The following is a 22,796-nucleotide window of genomic DNA, read 5'->3' as shown; positions in this document are numbered from 1 at the left end:
ATATAGAGCGTCGTACCGCCAGCATTGGCGAAATAGTCGCCATAGCAGTCAACCAGCGAAACGGCGGCCGAGGCATAGGTCGGAGCGACGCTGGTCGTTGCCGAACTTTGCGCCTGGGTGATCTCAGCTTCGATGTTTGGGACGCGGATGCCGAACTCGTCGAGCGGCAGGTTCTTGATGACGGCGTAGACGATGCCGGGCCATGCCGGCACGTTGCCCGCACCTCGGTCAGCTTCAATATCAGGATCCGGCTCCTGTGTATCGGTGCCGAGGTAGAGCGTGATCGAGGCGCCCTTGGCGACGCCGATGCCCTTGCCGCCGTTGTCGATGGCATTCTGAAGCGCCTCAAACGAGACGTCGAAGATCAGCTTGTCGTCGGCCCAAATGCGGGTGATGCCGCTCGCTGGCCCGTTCCAGGCGAAGGCGACGGCAAAGGTGGCGGTATAGCTGTAGGTCGTGACCTCCGGCCCGAGCGCCTTGCCCTGGCGCTCCGTCTTGACGTGCTCGTCGACATGGTCGCCTTTGAGCCAGATCACGGCACCGGCGGTGCGGACGGCACCGTACCAGCGGGTGAGCTGCTCGCCATAGCGCGAGGTCTGCGCCTTCAGGCTTTCGGCGCGCGGTCCCTTGATCTTCTGCGGGAAGAAATAGGCGATGGCGAGGTTGATGCCGATGCCGACGGCGGTGGTGACGATCGAGCCGAGCAGACCGCCACCGACAGCGGCACCGGCGAGAGGCGCTATGAAGGCCATTTCAGCCTCCAAAGCTGAAGCGGAGGAAATGCCAGGGCGGTGTCGACGACGTTGGCCTTGTGGCCCAGCGCCTGGATCACGCGAACGATGCGGCCCTCGGCGACCTCGGAGACGATGGCCATGTGCAGCGACTGCGTCGTCTTGAAGAGGACGATATCCCCGACCTCGGGCGAGCCGACGCGGTCGCAGAACTGCTCGAGGTATTCGCGCGCCTGCGGGTAATACTGGAACCGGCCGTAGTCGGCCTTCGTCGGGGCGTCGATGCCGACAGCGCGCGCGGCAAGCACGACTAGGCCAACGCAGTCCATGCCGCGCTCTGAGCGGCCCTGGTGCACCCACGGCACGCCGATGAAGGCGCGTGCGGCGGCGACAAAAGCTTCTGCGGTCATTCGGTCGGTCAGGCCTTCGGAGCGGTTGCGGTGATGTTCTCACCGGCGAGGAAGTCAAAGCCGCCATAGCGCAGCGTCTTGGTGCGCGAGTTCGCCGCGTTGTTGTGCTTGGTGATGCAGTCTTCGACGCGGCGATGCCGGCAGCCGACCAGAGCCTCAAAGGTGTCGCCGATGGCAATGTCGTCATAGGCGGCCTGGTGAATGACCAGCGCGCCAGTGCCGTTGTCGGACTTCACCTTGCGCACGTCGCCGGCGTTGGCCCCGGTCTGGAAGGTGATGAAGCCCTCGCCGTAATAGTCGGCCGCAACGCTGATGCCGGTTGCCGTCAGGGTGAGCCGATCGGGAGACGCCGTCACGGTGCCGATCAGACGGCGCGCGCGGATCGCGGTCCAGGTCACGCCGCCATCGACGACGGTGCCGCCGAGCGTGGACGGCCAGGTCGGCTCCGCAACATCGCTCGTCCCGGCGACCGTCGCCTTGAACCAGTAGATGCCCGAACCGGTCAGTCGCTTGACGATGTCGTCAAGCGCATAAGCGTGGGAATCGGCCCAGGCATCGGCCCTGGTCGGAATGCCGCAATCCTTGTCGCCGTAACTGAACGGGCAGTTTGCGGTGAGCGTGCGGCCGACGGGCTGCTCGAGCCGCTTCTCCGTTCCCATCATTTCGAGACGGGCGACGAGGCCGTTGATACCTGCCTGGCCGAAATCGTAGGTGGCGTAGAACCACGGGTTTGCGATATCACTTGGCACGACATAGCCGATGGCGACCGTCGAGTTGTCCAGCCGTCCGCGCCTGATATCGTTGGCGGTCGGCGTGTCGCTGTCGAGGTTGATCTTGAACTCGCGGTCGTCGATCGGCGCGTTGATCTGCGCCGAGAAGGCCGAAAGCTCGTTGAACTTTGCAGGCTGGTAGGTCTCGGTGCCGTCGCCGAACAGATCCACGTCGAGCGGCTCGCCCCAGTCGGTATAGGCCAGCCGATCGCCGGAAGGCTGCGTGATCAGCACCAGTGTCGCGAGCTCGAACGCCGTCGAGCCGATCGCGGTGGCGACGTTGGCTGGAACCGTCCTAGTCATTGAGCACCTCGATCAGCGGGATCGACGGCACCGAACCGACACGGAAGAATTCCATGACCTGGGAGAGGTCATTGGTATCGAACCGTACCTTTTCGTTGAACCAGAAGCCGGCAGTTACATTTTTGAGGTTGGCCGGGGCATGACCTGCAATGAAGGCCACCGCGCCGGTCTCATAGTTGATGACGTAGTCAACCGCTTCCGTCTTCAAGACGCCGTCGACCGCGATGAGAGGCGCCGGGATGCCGGCGCTGGCAACCATCGGTAGATAGATGGTGCGATCGATCGCAACCACCGTGTTGTCGACCTTGGTGACCTTGTATTGCTTCTTCAGCTGGAAATTGAGATTGGAGCCGTCGCCGACGCCGATCAGGGCGTCAGTCATCGAAATATCGTTCGCGGGTTTGCAGCTCTTATAGTCGATCAGGTTCTTGCAGGCGAAGGAATGCTGGGGACCATTCATCACCTCGAAGAGCTGCAGGATGTCGTAGACGTCGTTTACGCTCCGGATGTTCTTCGCGATATTGAAGCGACGCAGGCGCCGGGACCGTTTCGATTTCCGCTGCTCGAATCCCGTCGGGCCACGGGCGATATCCACGAGGCTAACCGGCGCTGCCTCGGTCCCCTGCGAGACCGAACCTGGCACCACGACATTGTAGAACGTCATGCTGTCCTGCTCACCTTCTCGACCGACCGGGCGGTCTTGGCTGCGATCTGGTTCTGACTCGCCGGGGTCGCCGGATTCTCGCGGAAGATGAAGTTGTTGGTCTGGTTGACGGTGGTCGGGCGATCGTTGGCGGCGCCGTTGTGGCGGCTCCCATTGAACGCCGATGCTCCGATGCTGTCGCTATGCCGGCTGCCGAAAGCGAAGCGGTTGCGGTCGAGCACGGTACCGCCTCTGGCGTAGCCGCGATAACCCAGACGCATGCCTTCGACGACACCGGCACCACCGGCGCGGCGGATGTCGTCCTGGCTCCAGACGATCTCGCCTGCATGGACGATTCCGGCGGGCTGGTCCTTCGCGCCGGCGCCGGTCCAGCCGCCGCGGTCGAAGAGGCCCCACGAGCCGGAAAGGATGTCGGAGGTGGCGGCGGGCGAGATCGAATTCATGAAGCCGAGGGCACCAGCGGAGCCACCAAACAGACCTGAGAGCCCCTGGAACCAGCCCGATCCGCTCGTCGCCGGCGTCAGGCTGCTCAAGAGGCTTTGGCCCATCTCGGTGAACTTCGATATCAGCCCCTGCGAGGCGCCACCAAGCGAATTCAGCGCGCCCGTCGCGCTCTGGGTGGTGCCGCCAAGCTTCTCCAGCGCCGAATTGAACTTGTCGACATACTTCGAACCGGTGGTGCCAAGCACATCCATCTTGCCGGCGCCGCTCGACAGCGGGCCACCGGTGAACCACGCCGAGGCGGCATCCTGAGGATTACCGTACTTGTTGAGGTAGCTCCCGAACTGATGCTCGAAGATGGCATCCTGAATGTCAGGCGAGCCCATGAATTCAGATCGCGACACCGACCTGCCAAGTGCGGACTGAGACCATGACGGCAAGTTGCTCGCCATGATCTGATAGGCGCCAAGCGCCTGGTCGCCACTCTTCAGCACAGGGCCCAGTGCGGAGTACCCGCCGCTGCCAAGGCTTTCCACCGCCCGGATCGCGGATGCGTATTGGCCTATGCTGCCGGTGAGCGAGCCGCCGCCGAGAACGCTGGCGTACCCACCAGACGGCGAGAAGATGCCGCCAAGCCCGGGCGACACCGTGCCGAACGCCTGATCAATCCGGCTCTGGATGTACCCTTGCGTCGCCGTGGTGCCGAACGCTTGATCGATGCGCGTCTGGATATAGTTCTGACTGGTGTTGTCGTTCGCCGCACCACCATAGCCGAGGATATCGGAAAGCGTGGTGTTCGGCTTGAACGAGGACCCGCCAAGGAATGAGTTGATGGCATCAAGCCCTGGGATGCCACCGCCGCCGATGCCACCATTGACGATGACGGTGGCGGCCTGGACCTGCATTGTGGCAACGGACTGGGTGGCGCCACCGCCGCCGAACAGTTTGCCGAGCAACGACGAACCACCATTAGCCGAAGACGGCGATTGCGAACCAGAGTTCCCCAGTAATTGGCTGAGGAGGCCACCGCCTGACGTCTGGCCGTCACCGAAGATGGAATTGAAGATGCCGTCGAGGCCGCGGTCGATCAGCTTGTCGGCGATCTTGCCGAGCGCGTTGACGGCGGCATCCTTGAAGCTCTCCCACAGCGATTTGCCTTCGCGCAGGCCCGAGAACATGTCAGTGAAGAACCCCTTGAAGGTATCCTTCGTCTCTGACAGCGCCAGGTTGTAGCGCATCATCTGCGCTTCCATGGAGTTGAGGTCGACCGGCAAGCCGGCGCTCTGCAGCCGGGATGCAATCGCGGCATCATCCGAATTCATCAGGATCTGCTGACGCTCGAACATGAGGTCGCGTTGCAGCGTTGCATGCGCCATCGCATCCGCCTGGGCGGAGAGCTCTGCGGTGTTCTTGCGCATCGCCTCGGCTTCGGCGCCATAAAGTGGGATGCCGAGCCGCTTGATCTGCTGTTCAGTCCTGGCAGCCTCGATGGCGCGATTGCGCGCCAGTGTGTTGTCATTGAGCGTGGTGAGCTCGGTCTTGCCGAGTTCGAGATCCTGCTCCTGCTGCTTGATGGTGGAACGAGCTTCCTGCAGCGCGATCAGCTTCCCGTATTCGGCGGCCTGCTGACGGATCAGCTCGATCGATTTCCCGTAGTATTTCTGGATCTCCGCTTCGCTGGTGATGCCGTTGCGGGCGGCTTCCTCGCGGATCTGGGCGAGTTGCTGGCTTTCAAACTTCGCGGCTTCGACGGCCGCCGTCGTCTTGCCGACCGAATCGGCGTCGAGCTTCGCCGCCGCCACAGTCTGAAGGATTGACCGCTGGCGCTGATCCTCAGCCTCCTTCAGCTGATGTTCCGCCTCGATCAGCGCCTTCTTACCGGCGAGGTCGATGCGGTTCGATCGCATCGCGGCGGTTTCGTCAGAATTGACGGTGGCACCAGCCTGGGCGCGAGCCGCCGCCGCGAGCTCCTGTGGCGACTTCGCGTTCAGCGACAGCTGATCGGCGGCGAACTGGCGATCGGCGCGATTCCTCGCCGCGATGGTGGCGGCGTCGAGCTCGTCGCCGGCGGCGCCTTTCGGCAGGATGCCTTTTTCGGGCAGCCTGATCTTGGCGAATCGATCAACGATGCCGGCCAACTTACCGACCTGGCGTTCCGATTGCGCCGCCGCTTCAGTCATCTCCATGAAGCGGCCGATGACATAGGCGAAGTCGGGGTGATCCTCACCGAAGCGCTGCAGAGCGGTACGAGCATCATTGATGCTCATCTCGCTCTTGGAGGCTCCCTCGATGATGCGATCGAACTCTTGAGCCTCAGGACGATACCCGAGCGCGCTCTGCGCACCTTGCGGCAGCATGCGGAAAAGATTCAGGAAGGTGCCACCCGAACCCTGCGCCTCGCTGATCGCCTTGCGCGCCTGCTCGCCCGCTGCCTTCTGAGCATCCTGCAGGTTTTTTTCCAGCGTGAGGCGGCCGACCCCCACGTTTTCATAGGGGCCCTTTTGCTGGCTCGCCATCTCCTCGAAGGCGGGACCGAGCGAAGAGACGATATCCTTCTGCTGGCTGAGGACGGCGTTGAGATCCTTCGCCTTATCGCGGGTGGCGAGATAAAAAGCACCGGCGGCGAGGGCGACGGCGCCGAAGCCGGTGGCGATCAGTCCAGTCGTGCCGAGCACGCCGGCCAACGCGGTACCTGCCGCAACCGCTCCGCCCTTGATGGCGCTGAGCGAGCCAGCGATACCGCCTTCGCCCATCTGGAGAGTCTGGAGAACCTGGCCGCCTTGCGAAAACGCGATCTGGGTCGGCGATGCGCCAAGCAGCGCCATGGTGGCGATGTCGTTGGCCTGATAGCCGAGGCCCTGCATCTGGTAGGAGGACAGACGAGGGCCGCCTGGACGAGGCGCGTTTTCGAATACCTCGGCGGATCCCCGCGCCGATTTGCCCGAGACGCCGATGCCGAAGCGCGTGTTGAGATCCTGCTGGAAGTAGCTGCCGGCCTGCTGCGCCTTCAGTGCTGCGATCTGGTCGATGCGGTCGAGCTCGGCCTCGAAGACCGTGGCGGCGTCACGAGCACTCTTGCGGGTGCCGGCGACCAGGCTGAAGGAAAGATCGGCGCCAAAGTTCTGGCCGATCTGCGCGGCACGCTGTTCTGCAATGGTTTGCAGCCGCGCGAATTCCGCCTCGAAGACCGATGCCGACGCGCTGGCGCTGCCCGTAGTGGGCACGGCGACGCCAAGAACCGTGTTGACCTTGTTCTGGTTCGCCGCGGCGATCTGCTGGGCGTTGGCGGCGGCCTGCTCGGCCCGGGCACGCTCGATCAGCGAGACCTGGGCTTCAAGCTGGGTGTTGGCGATACCGACGGCGGTGGCAAGCTGGACCTGGCCCTGCGCGAACAGCGCGGAAGCATCGGCGGTGACACCCAGCTTCTGGCCCATGCCGACGAGCAGGCGCGTGGCGCCATCGATATCGGTCTTGCCGGAGTCGAGCTGCCGACTGATCTGGCGCAGGCCCTGTTCGAAGCGCTCCTGGTTCCGATATCCCTCGACATAGGTGCGATTGAGGCGCGCCAGGCTGTCGCCGGACTGGCTGACCTTGGCGTCCGCCTGGGTGAAGGCGGCGCCAAGGGCCTGCTTCGAGGAGATCATCGCCCGATCGGCGGCAGTCATCTGCTGCGCGCCGGTCTGGTACTTTGAAGCGTCAAATTCGGCGCCGACGCGGAGGCTGTCGAGACGTACGGTCATTTGTCAGCCTCCTCTCTTTGCCTGGCTTTTTCGGCGATGTAGCGAAGCCATTCCGCGTCGATCGCCGTCATGAAGATGTGGAAACGATCGAAGGCTTCGCCCTCGATGCCGTAACGACGCGCGAAGGCGTCGTAGGCGAGGAAGCTGATTGGCTTCTCGCCGCCGCCATAGGGATAGGGACGATCGAATCTTAGGACGTTCCATGCCTGCCAGTAGAACTGATGCCAGGCCTCCTCGCTGGCCTCATCGGGCCGGCGAGGGATTTTCGATGCGGGGATCTCGTCCGGATACTCCTGATGGAGTTCCTTGAGCCAGTCGGCATGGCCTTTCCACTCCAGATCGAAGCGGAAGGCCGCAGTTAGTTTTTTGCGGCGGCCTCGACGAATTCGACCTGCTTCTTGCCGACGCGGCCGGCGCACCACTGAACCATGGAGCGCAGGTTGCGGTGCTCTTCAGCTACCATAATGACCTGGGCGGCATCAGCGGCGTATTCGATGTCCAGGCCTTTCCAGCCGAGGAGAAGGTGCTCGAGGATGAGCTCGCCATCGAGCCTGGCGGTGATGTCCGGCGGCGCGTTGCCACTCGGATAGTCCTGCTTCAGTTTCTCGAGCGCGGCCTGGCGGGCCGTAACAAACGGTGGGTAATTGTTGGAGCGAACGAGGAATGCGAGACCCGGGAGAGAGACGACCTCGAATGGCTTGTCGGGATTAAGACCGTTCCAGTCCTTCACCTCGATCCAGTCGCCTTCGCGCTCCTTTTTGAGATCGGCGGAAAGGCTGGCGAGCTTGATGGTCATGTTGTCGGTATCCTTTTGTCGGAAAGGGTGCTGGCGCGGTCCGACAAAACCGCGCCAGCGTTCGTGCTGCACGAAGTCTGCCCGCCTGTCGGCGCGGGATCTATTAGAGGCGGGTAGCCCGACCGGTCTTCAGCCAGTGGTGAAGGGTGCTGTAAGGCATCCCGAGGGCTGTTGCCGCTCGTTTGATGCCGTCGAACCTTCGGCCGTTCACTTCGATCGGCTGGCGCATTGACCGCGCCGCCCTGTCGCGAACTTCTGGCGTATGAAGTGCTGTCATGTCGCGGCCGGATGCTGCGGCTCGCCGACGCGCTCTTGTTTGGGCGGTCTGCTTGGTGCCTGTTGCACCTGCACCGCCTATTGCCTTGTTCGCCAAGCTAGCGCCGATGGCTCTCAGATAGGCAATCCAGAACTGCTCAGCCTCCTGCCACTCGGCTGCCTCGACCACTTCAAGGACGGAAATATGTGCTCTGAGACCGTCCTCAAGGATTGACCGAATTCGATCACACCGAGTGCCTGGCATCTGTTGCCGCGCGTCATTGGTGTGTGACGAAAGCCGATTGCAGAGAAGCTTCGTAGTTGCGCCAACATAGAAGGCTTTCAAATCGCGCGGATCGACCAGCGCATAGATGGAAACCGGCTTGCCTATGCAGGCTAAAGCATTAAGGATCGGAAGACCCATTGACCTTGCGCTCCAATCGCAGGTTGGTGGCTAGAGCCGAAGCAGTGTTGGAAGCATTGCTTCGGCTCGCTTACTCTATATCAGGCCTCATAATACTCAAATCTGTCCAGCAGGACGTGGGACACCGTCAGGCTGTCATAGGAGGCCTCGGCGTTCAGCGGCAGCTTGGTGTCGGTATTCTTCGCCGTCGCGTTGGTTTGCCCGCCGGTCAGGGTGAGGCGCGGCACCGCCCAGATCATCGCCTGGCTGTTCTTGGCGATGCGCAGATTGATGTTTGTTGCCGTACCCGCGAAGAGCTTGGCTAGCAGCGTATCGTTGCCGAAATAGGTCGACATCGCCACGGTGACGTCGACGGAGCCCTTGCCGATGTCCTCGGCGCCGACGAGGCCGTCGGAACGGATGCCGCCGATCATGCGGAGGTTGTTCTTGATCGTCATGTCAACGGATTCGATGAAATTCGGACCGCCGACGATCGTGCCGTTCTCCGCGATGCGACCGACATTGACCGCAGCCGCCATGATGGCGTTGGTGGTGGCGGCATCGGGCGAGGCGTCCAGTGACGTCGTGCTTTCCGCGCCGGTCATGCCCCCGAACGTCAAGTTGTACTTCGCGATCTGCTTCGTCGCGAAATTGAAGACGCCCTGGTCGACGACCATGCCGCGCTGCGCGATGTAGGTCGGCACCGACTGATCGAGGAAGCCGCGCTCCAGTGTCTGGCTGATCGTGGAGACACCATTCTTGATGCTGTCGCCGACGAAGACCTTGATGGTCTTGCCAGTACCGGCATCTGTCGTCCAGCCCGTCGGCAGGTTGTCGAGGGTGATCGCGTTGGCGGCGATCGCGATGATGCGGGCGAAGCCGTTGCAGGCCGCGGTGGCGAACTTGTCGCCGGTCGCGGTGCCACCGATCTTGAGCCACTGGCCGACCCTCAGCCCCAGGGTGGTGAAGTCGAGCAAGGTCGAGGCGATGCCGTTCGATGCCGCAGTGATGTCGGCGGCGGCACCCTGGAAGCCGACGACCTTCATGCGGGCGGCCGCCGGTGGGGCGGCCTCATCGGTGATGCCGGAGCCAACATAACGGGACGTCGTGGCGCCGCCAGTCGTGCACTTGAAGACGCCGTTGTTGCCGGAGATCCCGAACCCGGTGAAGCGCACCAGATGGCCGGCGACGAAGGCGTCGCCGGTGGTGTGGGTGACCTCGGTGTTGGTTGTCGCGGCACCGGTGATGACGCTGTCCGCGGTGCCGTCGTTGTCGCGGAAGGGCTGGTTCAGCCAGGTATTGCAGAACAGCGATTCGATCCAGTCGGAGAACGGCGACTTGTCGACGGGGAACGAGAGCTCGCCATTGACGGGGCCGTCGTTCATCTCGTCGACCTTGATCGGATCGGCGTTCATGCGGTCGTCGCGGAGCTCTTCCGAGCTGACGAAGGCCGGCGCGAAACGGAGGGTTTCACCGGTCATGCGCGCGGTGCGCATGCGCGGGGTGTTCGGGGTGGTGCCGAGCGTGACCTCCCTGACGTGGGTGAGGCGCACGCGATTTGCGTCCGACATGATCGATCTCCATGGCAGATTGCGCCGCGGTCAGACCGGGCGGGACGAGGGTTGAGGGATAAGGAAGAGAGGCTGCTTTAGTCTTCGGTAGGCTTGTCGTCGGCCTTGGTCTTGGCCGACTTGGAGGAAGGTGGCTTCCCGGCGAACCCGCCTTCGGCCAGGCTTTCCGCGGTGTGCGGGAAGAGGTTGGTGTCGTCCGGGATCTCGTCGCCGACGCTGAAACGCTGCAGTGCGGTGGTGAACGGCTTCTTGACGGTCAGGCTCATTGGTCTCGTCTCCATGAAATTGATGCTGTCATCGCCCAGTAATTGGCGAACTGGCGGCCGGGTTTGCCCTCGCCGACCGATGCCTCAAGAAAGGTGACGTCGCCGATCTCGAAGCCTCGGAAGAGGTCAATCAAGGCATCAGCCTTGACCCTGGCGTCGCGACTGCCAGTCCCGTTCGGCACCATCACGTGGATGTCGAGGGTGCCGCACTCGCGCCAGAGATTGTCATCGCGATCGGCGCCACCACCGATCGATTCCTGATCGAAACCTCCGGGGATGCCCCACATCTCGACGTAGACGAACGCTGCCGGCGTGCCGGGTAGATCGTATGGATCGTTCTCGAAGACGAGATCGGTTGTGGTCCAACTCGCGGTCAGACGCTGCGAGATGGTGTCGAAGGCGACGACGGAGGACATTCAGGCGGCGATCGCGTTGATGATGAGGGCGGGATAGGTGATCGGCTGGCCGGGCTCCTGGTCCTTGCGGCGAGGTAGCTGCTGGCCACGGAAGTTCGCTGGATTGGCGCGACGTGCGTTGCGCCTCGCCGCATAAGCGCCTTTCAGCACGTAGGGGATCGACGGGTGCACGCCGGCGGCGATGCTGAGGAACCGGATCTCGACGCGGAAGGAGTTGCCGAAGCGGCGGGACAACGCCGACCGCGCCGCCGCAAAGACCTTCTCCTGCGCTTCCACTCGGCGCACATACGGCTCGAAGTTAGTGATGATGACCTCGGCGCCGCTCGGGATCCCGTGGTAATCGGTGACGAGCTTGTTGCCGCTGATCACGATAAAAGCTCTGGCGTAGCGGCCGGTCTTGCGTGGCGCCTGGCGATCGAGCTCCGCCTTTGCGGTATCAATGAACTCAGCCCACCAGTTGAAGGCGTAGAGGATGGCGCCAGGGACCTGCACGGTCTCCTCGGGGGCGCCCTGGCGCCCGTTGACGAAGCGATCGTAGTTCTTGGAGCCCTCGCCGGAAGCGATGACCTCGGCGAGTTGGCCGCGCGCGAAGGCGGCGAGCCGCTTGTTGATCTCGGCCGGCTGCAGGCCGGTTGTGGCGAGCCGCAGATCGCGCTCGAAGGTTTCGAAGGGCATCAGCCCGCGACCGCCATATTGAGCCGCACCAGGACATCCTGCACATAGATCGGGCCCGGGAACTCGATATTGCGCACCTTGCCGTTGGCGACGATCTTGTCGCCCTTGCGGATCGGAAGCGGGAACTGTCGAGCCGTGATGACGGTCGGCGAGATCACGACGCGTGAGGCGGTCTGATCGACGCCTTCGAAGAGTTCTTCTGGCTTCAGCGGCCGTATCGCGGCCGGAACGTTTTCCACATCGAACGGGATCTGGGTTCCGCCGGGCCCAAGTGTGAGACGCCGGAGCGTCACCGTCTGACCGGTCTCGATGAGTGCAGCATCGAGGTCATCGATCAGTTCTTGCGGCGTCACCGCGCCACCAGTCGGGCGGAAAGCACCGTTTGCCCGGCATAGGTGCCCGTGGAAACCAACTTCAAGCGCATGCGGTCCGTCAGCAGACCGTCGACAGCGGTGTCGTCGGCCAGGGCGCCGTCCCCCGGTACCACGGCCGTTGTTTTCGGCGTCAGGGCTGACAGGTTCAGGAGGGCAACCTCGCCAGCAACACCGAAGACGATACAGGCGACGTCGTACCAGGTCGTCCCCTGGTCGGCGGAACACTGGACGTAGGCCTTTATGGCGGTGCCGCCGGAGCCATAGGCGAGACGCAGCTGCAGAAGGGCGGCAAGCATGCCCTCGAGGCCGGTGACGGCTTCGCCGACCTGAGTTCCCGCGGCCGTGATGGTGAATTCGCCGAGGCTGAAGACGCCGGGTGTATCCATGGCACCTATCCGTGGGATGCGTTGTTGAAGCGGGCGAGCTTGCCGACCACAACGGCCGGGACTGCACCTTCACTGCTCTGTCCTGGCACACTGCCAACCCAGTACTGGCGTTCGACTTCCCGGACGTCGGGAATATTGGTCCGCTCACTTTTCACCAGCGGATCCCGGCTTTGCTCAAGCCATGATGCGCGGAGGAAGTCGACAGCCGCCTCTTTCAGGTCCTCTGGCACTGTCGCAAAACCGGCGGAGAATTCGACAATCAGCTTCTTGGCGGACCACCAGCTCGAATAGCCGTCGCACAACTTGATCAATTCACCGCTTTCTGGATCGACGATGAAGTCGGTGTCGAGCAAAGTGACGCCATCCTCGACGATGCTACTGATCACGATGTCGTGGCGCCTCGCCAGCACAAGGATCTCGCCACAGGCTTGGTAGATCGTCTGGACAAGGGCTTCTCTGCGCAGCGTCGGCGGCGTCCCCGGAGCCACCGCGATGTCGCACTCCGTCGCAATCAGCGCCGCGATGCGCTTTTCCATGGCGCGCAAAGCGGCGTCGGAGCCGCCGCCAGTGACGCCAGCGGCTGATCGCATCTCCTCGATGCTCAGCAGCGTAAGATCGCTTGCCGGCGTCGTGACGGTCAGGAGTGAGCGCATGCGATGACCTCGTCGACGTCGGCGAATTCGAATTCCTTCACCGCGGAGCCCGGGGTGCAGTTCCAGATCTTGACCCCAGCGCGCAGTGCCGCCGCATTCCAACCCGCGAAGGCGGGAACATAGTCGCTGGCATAGACGCCGAGATCACGCGGTCCAGCGTACTCGTCGTGGTGGTGCTCACGGCCGTCGACCACTTGCATGTCGAAGCCGACGAGACCGAGGTGCGCGGGCCGATGCGCGACAGCAACGGAAACGGCGGTGTGGCCGCTCGTGCGCCCTTGCGCTACCGAGTGATACCCCGCCAGCGGAAACTCGCGGAGCCGGAGTGAGGGATCACCTTCAGCGCTCAGCAGATGGACACGGTCGCCGAGGTCCTGTTTCGCCGCCTTTGACAACGTGACGATCTCGCCCTGCCATGCCTCGATGGCATCCCAGTAATCCTCATAGAAGCTGCCGTCGGTGAAGAACCAGATCGGAGCCCATGGCGCCAACCGGAAAGAGGCGTTGACGACGATCGCGTTGAACCCCTTGACCTTGTCGCAGACCGCCAGGTTGAGGCTCGGACCGGATGCGATGACGAAGGCCGTGGTGCCGCGCCACATCGGCTGCGGCGCCCATCGATCTAGCTCCAATGTTCCCACACCCAGTCGAGATGGTTAAGCTCATGGGGCTTACTGGCCCCATGGAAGTAGATGATGCTGGCGCCAGGCGGGGGTGCTTCGTCACCGCGACCGCGTATATCGCCCTTCCAGCTCAACACCTGGCCGGGAAAGAGGTCGTCGATGTAGACGTGCGGTTGCTTCCGCATGTGCTCCATGTCCTCTATGCCGGTGTAGTTCAGCCAGATCCTCTCGCTTCCCGCCGGCGCGAGGACGACGCCCGTGCAGGCGCGCTCCCGGGCATAGGGGTCGCGAGGAAGGGCGAGTGCACCACCGCCAAGCACATGCGCAGCGAGCGCGTCGCAGTTGCCGACGACGATGGTATCGAGCCCAACCAGGATCATGGGGTCACCAAGTCGATACGGCTCGATCAGAGCCCCATAACCCGGTGGGTCCGTCGCGATCGGCTGCTGCGCGATTTCCTCATGGATCTGCCGCGGACGCTCCGTGAAGCACACGAAGCGGAACGGCACCGTCAGATTGCGCTTGAAGCCGCGGTAGAGCTTTTCTACCCATTCCTCGTCGAAGCAGCGGCTGAATTCGTAGGAGCCAGAATTAGCGTCCCAAAAGACGGTGGCGATGGTCAACATATGAGCCGCATCCGTCTCGATCGATAATCCTTCGGATAGGGCCCCACATAGCCGTTGCGGCGCCACACCATGTTCGCTGGCACGTTCCTGTCCACTGCGGCGCCGGCGGCGACGAATGCTCGCGCTCCGATGACGACACCTGGCAGGATTATGGCGCCGGCGCCGATCGAGGCGTCATCCTCGACTCGGATTGTGCAGCCAGCGGCGACCGCGTCGTGATCGATGCCATCTCGTCCGGCGTTCGGCCAGGCGTCATTGCAGAAGATCGCCCCGGGTCCGATGAAGACGCGGTCGCCGATAAGGACACCGTGCGGGACGGAAACACCGAATTCGATCCGGCAGTCGTCACCGATCCTGGCTCCGTCGATCTGCGCGGCGGCGGCGACGACGCAATTGCTGCCGATCACGGCGCCGCGAATTACGCTGGCGAACTGCCAGATCTTGGTGCCGGCGCCGAGGCTTACCGTCTCGGCGTCGAGGTGTGCCTTCTCATGGATGAAGGCGCTTGGGTCGATCACTGCGCGTCGGCGGCGCGGCGGGCGAGTTCCGTCTCGATCGCGGCGATGGCTTCGGCCTTGTTGCGGGTAGGAGTGTCGGAAAGCGAATCGGCGAGGGTGCGCAGATCGGACGCCGGAAGTTCGTTCCAGTTGTCCGGGATTTCGATGTTGCTGCGATCGACGGTCTGATCACCTGCATCATCGTCGCTGGCCTGTTTGGCTTGACCGCCGACATCTGCATTCTCGACCGTGGCGGCGGCCTGCTTTTTGCCAACCTCAACGGCCCACTCGCGCTCAATGTACTTGTCGGCGTAGGTCTTCGCAACCGGACCATCGAAATCATAGATCTTGCCGACCTGGTATTCGGGGCGGCCTGGCGCCTTCTTGATGAACCTGAGCTTCATTGTCGGAGTTCTCCTTTGTTGAGAAAAGCGAGGCTCCCGGCTGAGGGGCCGAGAGCCGCGTCACCTATATGGTCTGGCGATTAGTCGACGATCGCCGACGGCACCGTTTCCTTCGAGTAGCGAGGTTCGCTGAGGATCGCGATTGCGGTGCCCAGCTGGGCGTTGGTGCCGACGTCGGCCACGTTCATCGTGAGGCAGTCGAAACCGTTCGCGATGTCGAGATCTTCGGCCTTGAAATCCGCGACGACGACAGCGGCCTGCTCCGCGAGATCGGAGTTTGTCCAGGTGCCGTTCGTGGTGTTGAAGGTATCGTTGGACGCCGGCGAGTCCGAAGTCGACTTCGTGAACGTGCCGACGGCTGTGAGATCCGTGGCCGCCTGCTTTTTGTCGATGCGCGAACATGCCAGCGCCTTGACGCCGGTACCCGAGACATCCGTTGCCTGTTTGAACGACAGGGTGGGATCGTCGCCGGCGGTGCCAACCGCCTTGATGAAGATGATGGTGCAGCGGCCGTAGTTCTTCATGCTGACGTAGTCGCCACTATTGGCGGCGGCGTTCATGGCCACCGGCTTGAACAGCAGCACGACCTGATGGCCCTCAACGAAAAGTTTGTTCATTGGTGTGGTCCTTCGGAATGGCGGCCCAGCGGCGCGCCGTTTTGATGGGAGGATGTCGACTGGCGGCGTGAGCCGCCCAGCCGATTAGCGGGCCTGCAGCGCCACCGCCCAGGAGAGCTCGTTCGAAGAGCCATTCTGGCGCGTGATCGTGCTCGACCACGCCGGCTGACCGTTGACGCGGAAGATGAACCGGAAAGCGGTCAACGCCTGGTCGAAGTACAGGTGGATCGACGTGTCGGTGGTCATGCCACCAGCCTTCGTCAGAGCCCAGTACTGGTTGAGGTCGCACAGGATGATGTCGCCGAGGTCGCCAAGCGCGGCGCAAGCCTCGATCGGAACGACAGGGCGACCCTTCAGGCGGCCATAAGGAGCATCGGCGACGCCGCCCGGAGGCATGTAGGCGGGGGTGCTCGACGCCGCGGTCGGGGTCAGACCGTTGCCGACGAAGGCCATGCCTTCGAGCTGCGGTTCGACATCCTGGTTGATCAGCCAGATCGCGTTGCGGCGCCAGCCCGCATACATGCGAGACCACATCTTGTTGATGTTGGCGAACCAGACGGTATCCGCCGGCTGCGAGGTTTCCTTCGAAACCTGCACCACCGATTGGCCAACGGCGGCGTAACCGGGGATCATGCCGAGCGGCTGACCGACACCGGTGCCGGCGACGACCGCAGTGTTGATCTTGGCGGTCATTTTCGACGGCGCCTTGACCATCAGCCAGGACTCTAGGCCGGGAGCATCATCGAGGAGTTCCTCGCTGATCGGGACCAGACCGAACAGCTTGGCGAGGCGCAGCGAGCCCAGTTCCAGAGCAGGTTTGCTGGCCGCCGGGGCTTGGCCTTCGCCCTCCCAGTAGACCTGGATGCCGCCGGACGACTGCCACGGTGTCGTTTCGTCCTTCGGGATAGCCATGCTGTTCTTGCTGGTGACCAGCGGAGCGCAGCGGGTAAGGAGGTTTTCCTCGGCTTCCACCTTCTGCCAGATCCGCTCCGAGAACTCCGGCGGCACCAGGAAGCCGCCGTCGGCGCCGGTACCCTCGTTGCCGTAGGTCGTCGCGGCATTGCGCAGCTTGGTGATCTCATCGTTCTCCTTACGGCTGTAGTGGCCGCTCACCGCCATGGCGAAGGCGCCGAACGAGGAGAAGCCATGACGCTGGTTGTCCTGGCGTGGTGTCGCGGGGATGCGGCGGCCCTGGCCGTCGCCGCCACTGATCTTGTTCACCGGCTCCGGTGTCGTCTTGCGGCCCTGACCCTGCGGCGGTGCCAGAGCCTTACGGGCCGTGATCTGGCGATCGATCTTGACGATCTCGGCGTTATTCGCCTCGATCTTGTCGGTTTCGTCATCGGTGAGATCGACTTCGCCTTCGTCGGCGGCGTCGATGATCGCCTGCGATTCCGCCATGAGGTCGTTGCGGCGCTCCTCGAGCGCGGCAACGGCATCCATGGTAATCGGGCCGAAGGCGGCTCCGCTCAGCAGCGCGCCGAGGGACGCACCAGTCAGGAGCAAGCCGTTGCCGGCCCGCAGCACAACGTGCTTGGTCATATGGTTTTCTCCATAAGGGGTGAGAGGCGCGTCACCTCGTGACGAACCCGATGCCTTGCCCAAGGGCAGTGGGGGCTACCGGACCGGCCCGGGATTTCGTTATTTTGCGAGTGCCGCCAGTTTTGCCGCGGCTTCGTTGCGGCGCGGCCGATGCGCGCGCGGCACATTCTTGAAGGGAGAGACGTCCCGCTTGCCGTCGCGGGCGGCAACAGCGGCGACCTTCAGATTGGCGACGACCTCGTTGCAAAAGCCGGCGTCGACGGCTTCCTTCCCGGTCCACCAGGTCTCCGCATCCATCCAGCCCTTCACCTTGTCAGCGGCGAGCCCGGTGCGATCGACATACTTTTGCAGGATGGTTTGGTTTGTCGTGCGCAGCAGTGCGGCGCCCCGCTCGAGGTCCTCGGCTTCGCCGTAGGCCATCATGCGGGCGTTGTGGATCATGAACATGCCACCCTCGCCGATGAGGATCTTCTCGCCGGCCATTGCGAGGAACGATGCCGCTGAGCACGCCCAGCCGTCGATGTGGGTGGTGATCTTGGCGGAGTGCGCCACCAGCAGCGTGTACATCGCCTGGGCGTCCTGGACGGAGCCGCCCTCACTGTCGATGTGAAGATCGATGTCGGTGACATTGCCGACCGCCTTCAGATCCTTGGCGAACTGTGAAGCCGAGGCGCCGTCGCCGAACCAGTCGCCGCCGATGACGCCGTAGACATAGATCTCGGCGCGCTGCGCACCGCGAGCTACGACCTTGATGCTCGCAGTCTTCGCCTGCAGCTGCTTGATGAGTTTCGCCATGTTGCCCCCTCAGTCGAGTGTGATGACGCGGCGGGTGACGCCGGCCTGATCGGTCATTTCGATGACTCGCAGGTTGTTCAGATCGGCCGCCGATACCGGATAGGACTCGCTGAACTCGAAAGTGGCGCCATCTAGCCCAGCCGGACCAACTGCACCTTCCGGACCGCGATCGCCGCGGGCGCCTTTCGGTCCTGCCGGGCCGGGTTCGCCGGTGGCGCCGCGCTCGCCGGCTGGCCCGATCTCGCCTGCGGGACCTTGCTCGCCGGCGACGCCCTGAGGTCCGGGTTCGCCTTGAGGGCCGATCTCTCCGGCTCGCCCTTCAGGCCCACGCTCGCCTTGTGCGCCCGGCTGGCCGTCGCGGCCGTCGCGACCCGGGACGCCTTGTTCCCCTGCGGGGCCGCGCTCACCTTGAATGCCGGCAGGACCGGTTTCGCCACGCTCACCACGCGGACCGGGCTCGCCGGGGGCGCCAGCCGCGCCAATTGCACCAGCAATGCCGTTCGCACCAGCTTGACCTTGCGGGCCTGCTTCACCGCGCGGACCGGCTTCGCCTTGGGGGCCAGGTTCGCCGCGCTCGCCTTTTGGGCCGACGGCGCCAACCCCGCCCGCGATACCCTGAGGACCAATCTCCCCACGAGGGCCAGCTTCACCAGCGACGCCTTGCTCGCCACGAGGGCCTACGGGACCTGGGGCACCGGTTTCGCCACGCTCACCACGCGGACCCGCTTCGCCCGCTGCACCGGCGGCGCCATCACGACCGGACGGACCGGGTTCACCTCGCTCGCCTGAAGGACCTCGCTCACCCTGCGGGCCGGTTTGACCGGCGACGCCGTCGCGGCCGTCGCGGCCGAGCGGAAGCTTTTCCAAAGCGATGACGCGGCCGGCGAGATCGCGGAGACCGCCCCAGAGCTGGGCAAACGGATTTGGTGCTGCCGGCGGTTCCCCTGGCGTCTTCTTGTTCGCCCTGTTCTCGATGACGCCGTTAGGCATGCTCGACCTCCCGACCCATCAGGCGATGGAATTCCGCCATGTTGGTTTGTGCTGCCTCGTCAGGCTCAATCGGGGGTCCACCGTTGTGGCCGATGCCTGCAGTGGCGGGGTCCGGCGGGTTCGCGATCCGCTCGAGCGTGGTATAGGTCGAATTCATCGTATGGATGTCGCCGTCCGAACCGATCGTGTTCTCGTCTTCGAGCTCCAGGATCCGGTTCGGCGAATAGGCGCCGGCCTCGCGCATCAACTTGTAGTATTCGCCGCGCGTCTTCGAATCGCCCCGCATCAGCGCCCGCATGTTGATCTTGGTGTAGAGGTTGCCGCGGTTCTGGCCGAACAGCTTGAAATCGGCCTCATCCTCGAAGCGCTTCACCCAAGGCGACACACTATCGACGACGACCTCGATGGCTTGCTGCTCGATGTTGGAGAACGTCGCTCGCAGCAAGTGCATGACCTTATGCGGTGGCACCCCGAACCAGCGGCAGATCTCCTCGACCAGATACTGGTGGATCTCCAGCAGCTGGGTTTCCTCAGCGTTGAGGCCGATCCTCTTGATGTCGGCTTCGTTGTCGAGGAAGGCGGTCTTGTTGGAGTTGCGGGGACCCTTGTAGAGCTGTTCGAACTCAGCGCGCTGGCGGCGGAGCCCAGCCGACTTCAGCGGTTTCTTGTTGAGAACGACCGTCGCCGGGGTGGCACCGTTGCCGAAGAACGAGGCGCCGAACAGCTGCGCCGCCTTCGCCCAGCCCAGCGATTCCGCCGCATACTGGACGACGTTGACGCCGACGGGACCTTCACCGAAGCCGCGGATATGGAACATCCGCTTCGCTGCGATCTTGACGCGGCCACCCGCGGCGCCGTCACCGTTGTTGACCTCGTAGAAGAGCTCGCCTTCGAGAATCGGATCGCCGGCGCTGCTGTAGCCATCGTCGACGGCGCGGCAGACCTGGGTGCGCTCCGGATGAATCGGCCACATCGCGAAAGGTCGATCGAGCTGGTCGGGCTCGATCTCGGCATACCCGTTGCCCCAGCGCAGCGCCCAATGGGTGAGCGTCTCGCGGAACTGCATCGACGACCATTCCGGGCTCGGCCGTTTCCAGAGCAGCCAGTCGGTCGGATGGGTCTTTTGTACGGTTGCGCCGTTTTTGACCTCTTTCATGACGCGCCACGGCATCACCCCGACGGTCTGCGAGAGGTAGCGAAGGCAGGCCCACACCGTCGAGATCGTCACCGCGGTATCCGGTGTCACCGAGACGCCGGCGAGCGTGCGCGGCCCGTTGTAGAAACGGCGGCGATCGGGGTGCCGGGGCTCGCTTATCGTGCGCTGCGCCACGATGTCGTCGAGATAGATACCGGTCCCCTTGATACGGAGGCGCGGCACCGAGGCGGTGGATGTCATGGGTTCAGAAAACTTCCTCGTCGGCAGTGAGGTGCTTGCGCTCCCACCGCTCCCTCATCTCTTGCCACCGCGGATGCCATGGATCGGCAAGAATCTGCGGGTCGATGTCGTCCGATTGCAGGTCTTCGGCATCTGTTTCCGCGGCGCCAGCGGCTTCTTCCTCGTCTTCCATCGTGTCGTAGACGGAGCGACCCGCCGGTTGCGGGTTCAGCCCCATTAGGACGCGGGCGTGGAGGCCGGCCATGAACGGGTCGATTTTTGCGGAGCCGCTGACCTCCTTGTCGATCGAGATCGCGTTGCCGCGTGGCACCACCTTCGCGTTGCCGACACAGAAGTTCATGAGCTCCATCCCGGGATGGATCAGCACGCCGCCGGCGAGATCGCGCTCAAAATCCTTGATGGCGCCATTGAGTTTCCAGCCCTGCGGGACTCCAACGATCCGGTCGGGATCGAGGCCGCGTTCGCCATCGGCGGTCAGCGCTCGCTTGATCGCGGCGACGCCGAAGGTGTCAACCCCGACGGCTTCCTTTTCGGCAAGCAACCCGCTGTCGTCGACCTTGAAGACGATCTCGGCGAGCTCGTAGACGTCTTGGCCTGGTAGCTTCACGAAGGTGAGCTGCTTCAGCTTCGCGAAATCATCCAGCGCCGGCGCTATCTCCTTGCGGCGCTCCTTGACGATCTCGTGCGCCCAGGCATGCGACCATAACAGCAACCGCTTCACCTTCTGCAGGCGCGGTTCGCCATCAATTTCGAGCCAGACCTCTGTTTCGGCAGCTTCCCGACCGAGGATGGCGAGTCCGAGCAAGTCGTCGAGGCCGCCGCCGTCGATCCCGATCGTGACGACCTCAGAGCGCGCCAGCAGCTCGTCGAGCGTGATCGTCCAATCGACGTTGGAGACGCCAGTTTTCGGATGCTCAAGCCAGAATTCCGCACCAGCCCAGCTATCGCCACCGAGCGCAACCCCGATCTCGACGTTGAGATGCTTGGCGACATGCGAGATCAGCGCGCTTTTGCCGGTGCGCTCCGCTTCGTTATATTTGTCGAGCAGAAACTCGAGCGAAACCGACTTGTCGAGGTTCGGATTCGGGATGAACCAGTTCGCCGGATCCTTATAGGCGCCACTCTTGAGGAAATCGGTGGGGAATTCGAAGAGCATTCCGAAGCTCTTCAGATCGACCACCTTCCCGTCGCGGACGTCGCGGAAATATTGCAGCTTCCCCTTGAAGACACCAGCCGGTGGCTCATCCGATTGCGTTGACAGGTAGATGACGAACCCTTCCTGGCGTGATGCTAGTCCGCCGGTGGCCTCCCGCAGCATTGCGTCGGCGTTCGGCCTCTTACCGAATATCCAGAGCTCGTCGACCAGGACGAACGCGGCCTTCTTGCCGCCGACGACATCAGTGTCCGCGGCGACCACCTTGAGGACCGCTTTGGTGATCCTGTGCCTGATCTCGCGGACGTTCTCCTTGATGTGGAGAAGCTTCCTCAGCTCAGGATCGGCGTTGACCATGTCACGCGCCGGCTCGAACGAGTTCTTCGCGATCTCGAGCGTCGGCGCCAGGATCAACAACTCCGCCGAATGCCGCCAGTTCCGGATCAACGCCGTGACCATGATGCCCGCGGCGATCGTCGATTTTCCGTTCTTCTTCGCGATGAGGAGGAAGAACTCGCGGATGTATCGCTTCGCAGTCGTGGCGTCATAGGCGCCGAAAATCGCCCTGACGAAATCGAATACCCATTCCTCGGAGACTTCACCGAAAGTGGGGTGTCGATATTGGTCGGTTGCCGAATCGTAGATCTGCGGGACGTCGACTACGTAGAGCGACTTGAACACCGCCAGGGCGGCTTCTGCCTCATCAGGGAAGAGAGGCGAGAACGGCACCAGCGACTGTCGCCGGAGGATCCGCTGCTCCCAATCGGGGCAGGCGGTCGACCATTGTGGGGTCAACGATTATCGACGACGAGCTTCGGTGGCGCCGGTGGCGCAAATTTGCTGGCGGAGGCCACCGCCTCGGCCGCGGCCTGCTGCTCCTCCTTCTTGCCGAGCCTGGCTGGACGGGGCGCTCGAGATTTCACGGTCTCGTCGGCGCCGGCGGCACGGCCGAGCGCATCGAGATGTTTCTGAGCCGACACGTTGCCCGCACGAGCGGACGTGAAGAGCAGGCTGGTCAGCTCTTTGCGGCGATGCGCGTGACCGTCGGCGAGCTCGTCGGCGCAATGCTTGCGGAGCGTTTCGACAGCGACACCGAGCGCGCGCGCAATGACGTTCTCCGATTCGCCGCAGAATTTCATCTGCTCGACCGTCTGACGATCGTCGATCGACGGCCGCCAAGCCGGTCGCCCGCCTTTCGACGCTGTTTTTTTCTTCGGCGCTGGCTTCTTGGTCATGAGGATCGGCGTTCTACGCCTATGAAACGATTGACTTTTCTGGGTTTTTCAGCCACTTTTCGAA

General features: G+C 63.3%; 26 protein-coding genes and 1 pseudogene. 1 reads left to right on the top strand and 26 read right to left on the bottom strand.

The features are described from left to right. The 23 genes and pseudogenes from EN742_RS03035 to EN742_RS39085 all read right to left on the bottom strand — a co-directional run. A pseudogene (locus tag EN742_RS03035) lies at nt 1-752 on the bottom strand (hypothetical protein); the annotation flags it as partial. After that, nucleotides 740-1,141, bottom strand: coding sequence for an NlpC/P60 family protein (locus EN742_RS03030; RefSeq protein WP_128332409.1), 402 nt, complete (start codon nt 1,139-1,141; stop codon nt 740-742). The pseudogene EN742_RS03035 and the gene EN742_RS03030, both read right to left, overlap by 13 nt. An 8-nt stretch (nt 1,142-1,149) precedes the next feature. Then, the gene (locus tag EN742_RS03025) at nt 1,150-2,214 is read right to left on the bottom strand and encodes a DUF2163 domain-containing protein (protein ID WP_128332408.1); all 1,065 of its coding nucleotides are present in this window, start codon (nt 2,212-2,214) and stop codon (nt 1,150-1,152) included. Then, the gene (locus tag EN742_RS03020; protein WP_128332407.1) at nt 2,207-2,878 is read right to left on the bottom strand and encodes a DUF2460 domain-containing protein; all 672 of its coding nucleotides are present in this window, start codon (nt 2,876-2,878) and stop codon (nt 2,207-2,209) included. The genes EN742_RS03025 and EN742_RS03020 overlap by 8 nt, the downstream gene beginning before the upstream one ends. Then, nucleotides 2,875-7,059 carry a phage tail length tape measure family protein gene (locus tag EN742_RS03015; RefSeq protein ID WP_128332406.1) on the bottom strand — a complete coding sequence of 1,395 codons (4,185 nt, stop codon included), beginning with the start codon at nt 7,057-7,059 and terminating at the stop codon, nt 2,875-2,877. The genes EN742_RS03020 and EN742_RS03015 overlap by 4 nt, the downstream gene beginning before the upstream one ends. Then, on the bottom strand, nt 7,056-7,481 hold the full coding sequence (locus EN742_RS03010) for a hypothetical protein (RefSeq protein WP_128332405.1): 426 nt from the start codon (nt 7,479-7,481) through the stop codon (nt 7,056-7,058). Before EN742_RS03010 ends, EN742_RS03015 begins: the two co-directional genes overlap by 4 nt. Then, entirely contained in the window at nt 7,418-7,855 is a 438-nt protein-coding gene (locus tag EN742_RS03005; RefSeq protein ID WP_128332404.1) for a hypothetical protein, read from the bottom strand. The genes EN742_RS03010 and EN742_RS03005 overlap by 64 nt, the downstream gene beginning before the upstream one ends. 103 nt (nt 7,856-7,958) lie before the next feature. Continuing rightward, nucleotides 7,959-8,534: a hypothetical protein gene (locus EN742_RS03000; RefSeq protein ID WP_128332403.1), complete on the bottom strand. Its 576-nt coding sequence runs from the start codon at nt 8,532-8,534 to the stop codon at nt 7,959-7,961. Nucleotides 8,535-8,614: 80 nt separating this feature from the next. Then, nucleotides 8,615-10,084, bottom strand: coding sequence for a phage tail tube protein (locus tag EN742_RS02995; RefSeq protein ID WP_128332402.1), 1,470 nt, complete (start codon nt 10,082-10,084; stop codon nt 8,615-8,617). 77 nt (nt 10,085-10,161) lie between these two features. Then, nucleotides 10,162-10,350 (bottom strand): hypothetical protein, encoded by a 189-nt coding sequence (locus EN742_RS02990; protein WP_128332401.1) that lies wholly within the window; start codon nt 10,348-10,350, stop codon nt 10,162-10,164. Beyond that, entirely contained in the window at nt 10,347-10,766 is a 420-nt protein-coding gene (locus tag EN742_RS02985) for a hypothetical protein (RefSeq protein WP_128332400.1), read from the bottom strand. Before EN742_RS02985 ends, EN742_RS02990 begins: the two co-directional genes overlap by 4 nt. Continuing rightward, nucleotides 10,767-11,441 (bottom strand): hypothetical protein, encoded by a 675-nt coding sequence (locus EN742_RS02980; RefSeq protein ID WP_245492247.1) that lies wholly within the window; start codon nt 11,439-11,441, stop codon nt 10,767-10,769. Next, nucleotides 11,441-11,794, bottom strand: a complete 354-nt coding sequence (locus tag EN742_RS02975) for a hypothetical protein (protein ID WP_128332398.1) — start codon at nt 11,792-11,794, stop codon at nt 11,441-11,443. The genes EN742_RS02980 and EN742_RS02975 overlap by 1 nt, the downstream gene beginning before the upstream one ends. Further along, nucleotides 11,791-12,201 carry a hypothetical protein gene (locus EN742_RS02970; protein WP_128332397.1) on the bottom strand — a complete coding sequence of 137 codons (411 nt, stop codon included), beginning with the start codon at nt 12,199-12,201 and terminating at the stop codon, nt 11,791-11,793. The genes EN742_RS02975 and EN742_RS02970 overlap by 4 nt, the downstream gene beginning before the upstream one ends. Nucleotides 12,202-12,206: 5 nt before the next feature. Continuing rightward, nucleotides 12,207-12,854, bottom strand: coding sequence for a hypothetical protein (locus tag EN742_RS02965; protein WP_128332396.1), 648 nt, complete (start codon nt 12,852-12,854; stop codon nt 12,207-12,209). Further along, entirely contained in the window at nt 12,839-13,456 is a 618-nt protein-coding gene (locus EN742_RS02960; RefSeq protein ID WP_128332395.1) for a hypothetical protein, read from the bottom strand. The genes EN742_RS02965 and EN742_RS02960 overlap by 16 nt, the downstream gene beginning before the upstream one ends. Before the next feature lie 20 nt (nt 13,457-13,476). Continuing rightward, complete coding sequence (locus tag EN742_RS02955; RefSeq protein WP_128332394.1) at nt 13,477-14,103, bottom strand: hypothetical protein; 627 nt, start codon at nt 14,101-14,103, stop codon at nt 13,477-13,479. After that, nucleotides 14,097-14,621 carry a DapH/DapD/GlmU-related protein gene (locus EN742_RS39970; protein ID WP_128332393.1) on the bottom strand — a complete coding sequence of 175 codons (525 nt, stop codon included), beginning with the start codon at nt 14,619-14,621 and terminating at the stop codon, nt 14,097-14,099. Before EN742_RS39970 ends, EN742_RS02955 begins: the two co-directional genes overlap by 7 nt. Beyond that, on the bottom strand, nt 14,618-15,004 hold the full coding sequence (locus EN742_RS02945; protein ID WP_128332392.1) for a hypothetical protein: 387 nt from the start codon (nt 15,002-15,004) through the stop codon (nt 14,618-14,620). The genes EN742_RS39970 and EN742_RS02945 overlap by 4 nt, the downstream gene beginning before the upstream one ends. An 80-nt stretch (nt 15,005-15,084) precedes the next feature. Next, nucleotides 15,085-15,588: a hypothetical protein gene (locus EN742_RS02940; protein ID WP_128332391.1), complete on the bottom strand. Its 504-nt coding sequence runs from the start codon at nt 15,586-15,588 to the stop codon at nt 15,085-15,087. Between the two features lie 117 nt (nt 15,589-15,705). Then, nucleotides 15,706-17,163 carry a phage major capsid protein gene (locus EN742_RS02935; protein WP_128332390.1) on the bottom strand — a complete coding sequence of 486 codons (1,458 nt, stop codon included), beginning with the start codon at nt 17,161-17,163 and terminating at the stop codon, nt 15,706-15,708. 99 nt (nt 17,164-17,262) lie between these two features. Continuing rightward, nucleotides 17,263-17,958 (bottom strand): head maturation protease, ClpP-related, encoded by a 696-nt coding sequence (locus EN742_RS02930; protein WP_128332389.1) that lies wholly within the window; start codon nt 17,956-17,958, stop codon nt 17,263-17,265. A gap of 131 nt (nt 17,959-18,089) precedes the next feature. Beyond that, a complete protein-coding gene (locus EN742_RS39085) occupies nt 18,090-18,608 on the bottom strand; it encodes a hypothetical protein (RefSeq protein ID WP_245492246.1) in 519 nt (172 codons plus the stop codon). Between the two features lie 10 nt (nt 18,609-18,618). Between EN742_RS39085 and EN742_RS39965 the strand changes: the two genes are divergently transcribed. After that, the gene (locus EN742_RS39965; protein WP_281034932.1) at nt 18,619-18,747 is read left to right on the top strand and encodes a hypothetical protein; all 129 of its coding nucleotides are present in this window, start codon (nt 18,619-18,621) and stop codon (nt 18,745-18,747) included. Nucleotides 18,748-18,940: 193 nt separating this feature from the next. On the opposite strand, the gene EN742_RS02920 is transcribed toward EN742_RS39965, so the two are convergent. From EN742_RS02920 to EN742_RS02910, 3 genes are all read right to left on the bottom strand, one after another. After that, nucleotides 18,941-20,344: a phage portal protein gene (locus EN742_RS02920; RefSeq protein ID WP_128332387.1), complete on the bottom strand. Its 1,404-nt coding sequence runs from the start codon at nt 20,342-20,344 to the stop codon at nt 18,941-18,943. 4 nt (nt 20,345-20,348) lie between these two features. Continuing rightward, nucleotides 20,349-22,226, bottom strand: coding sequence for a terminase large subunit (locus tag EN742_RS02915; RefSeq protein ID WP_245492245.1), 1,878 nt, complete (start codon nt 22,224-22,226; stop codon nt 20,349-20,351). A 62-nt stretch (nt 22,227-22,288) separates the two neighbouring features. Then, nucleotides 22,289-22,636, bottom strand: coding sequence for a hypothetical protein (locus EN742_RS02910; RefSeq protein WP_128332385.1), 348 nt, complete (start codon nt 22,634-22,636; stop codon nt 22,289-22,291). Nucleotides 22,637-22,796 lie beyond the last annotated feature (160 nt).

Source organism: Mesorhizobium sp. M4A.F.Ca.ET.020.02.1.1, from assembly GCF_004022645.1.
In the GTDB taxonomy this organism is placed as follows: Bacteria; Pseudomonadota; Alphaproteobacteria; order Rhizobiales; family Rhizobiaceae; genus Mesorhizobium.
This window is presented reverse-complemented; position numbering and strand designations above follow the sequence as displayed.

What these genes read in the sequence shown, in the direction of transcription:
- EN742_RS03030 (WP_128332409.1), bottom strand. Translation starts at nt 1,141, where the DNA reads ATGACCGCAGAAGCTTTTGTCGCCGCCGCACGCGCCTTCATCGGCGTG.
- EN742_RS03025 (WP_128332408.1), bottom strand. Translation starts at nt 2,214, where the DNA reads ATGACTAGGACGGTTCCAGCCAACGTCGCCACCGCGATCGGCTCGACG.
- EN742_RS03020 (WP_128332407.1), bottom strand. Translation starts at nt 2,878, where the DNA reads ATGACGTTCTACAATGTCGTGGTGCCAGGTTCGGTCTCGCAGGGGACC.
- EN742_RS03015 (WP_128332406.1), bottom strand. Translation starts at nt 7,059, where the DNA reads ATGACCGTACGTCTCGACAGCCTCCGCGTCGGCGCCGAATTTGACGCT.
- EN742_RS03005 (WP_128332404.1), bottom strand. Translation starts at nt 7,855, where the DNA reads ATGACCATCAAGCTCGCCAGCCTTTCCGCCGATCTCAAAAAGGAGCGC.
- EN742_RS03000 (WP_128332403.1), bottom strand. Translation starts at nt 8,534, where the DNA reads ATGGGTCTTCCGATCCTTAATGCTTTAGCCTGCATAGGCAAGCCGGTT.
- EN742_RS02995 (WP_128332402.1), bottom strand. Translation starts at nt 10,084, where the DNA reads ATGTCGGACGCAAATCGCGTGCGCCTCACCCACGTCAGGGAGGTCACG.
- EN742_RS02990 (WP_128332401.1), bottom strand. Translation starts at nt 10,350, where the DNA reads ATGAGCCTGACCGTCAAGAAGCCGTTCACCACCGCACTGCAGCGTTTC.
- EN742_RS02985 (WP_128332400.1), bottom strand. Translation starts at nt 10,766, where the DNA reads ATGTCCTCCGTCGTCGCCTTCGACACCATCTCGCAGCGTCTGACCGCG.
- EN742_RS02980 (WP_245492247.1), bottom strand. Translation starts at nt 11,441, where the DNA reads ATGCCCTTCGAAACCTTCGAGCGCGATCTGCGGCTCGCCACAACCGGC.
- EN742_RS02970 (WP_128332397.1), bottom strand. Translation starts at nt 12,201, where the DNA reads ATGGATACACCCGGCGTCTTCAGCCTCGGCGAATTCACCATCACGGCC.
- EN742_RS02965 (WP_128332396.1), bottom strand. Translation starts at nt 12,854, where the DNA reads ATGCGCTCACTCCTGACCGTCACGACGCCGGCAAGCGATCTTACGCTG.
- EN742_RS02960 (WP_128332395.1), bottom strand. Translation starts at nt 13,456, where the DNA reads ATGTGGCGCGGCACCACGGCCTTCGTCATCGCATCCGGTCCGAGCCTC.
- EN742_RS02955 (WP_128332394.1), bottom strand. Translation starts at nt 14,103, where the DNA reads ATGTTGACCATCGCCACCGTCTTTTGGGACGCTAATTCTGGCTCCTAC.
- EN742_RS02945 (WP_128332392.1), bottom strand. Translation starts at nt 15,004, where the DNA reads ATGAAGCTCAGGTTCATCAAGAAGGCGCCAGGCCGCCCCGAATACCAG.
- EN742_RS02935 (WP_128332390.1), bottom strand. Translation starts at nt 17,163, where the DNA reads ATGACCAAGCACGTTGTGCTGCGGGCCGGCAACGGCTTGCTCCTGACT.
- EN742_RS02930 (WP_128332389.1), bottom strand. Translation starts at nt 17,958, where the DNA reads ATGGCGAAACTCATCAAGCAGCTGCAGGCGAAGACTGCGAGCATCAAG.
- EN742_RS02920 (WP_128332387.1), bottom strand. Translation starts at nt 20,344, where the DNA reads ATGACATCCACCGCCTCGGTGCCGCGCCTCCGTATCAAGGGGACCGGT.
- EN742_RS02910 (WP_128332385.1), bottom strand. Translation starts at nt 22,636, where the DNA reads ATGAAATTCTGCGGCGAATCGGAGAACGTCATTGCGCGCGCGCTCGGT.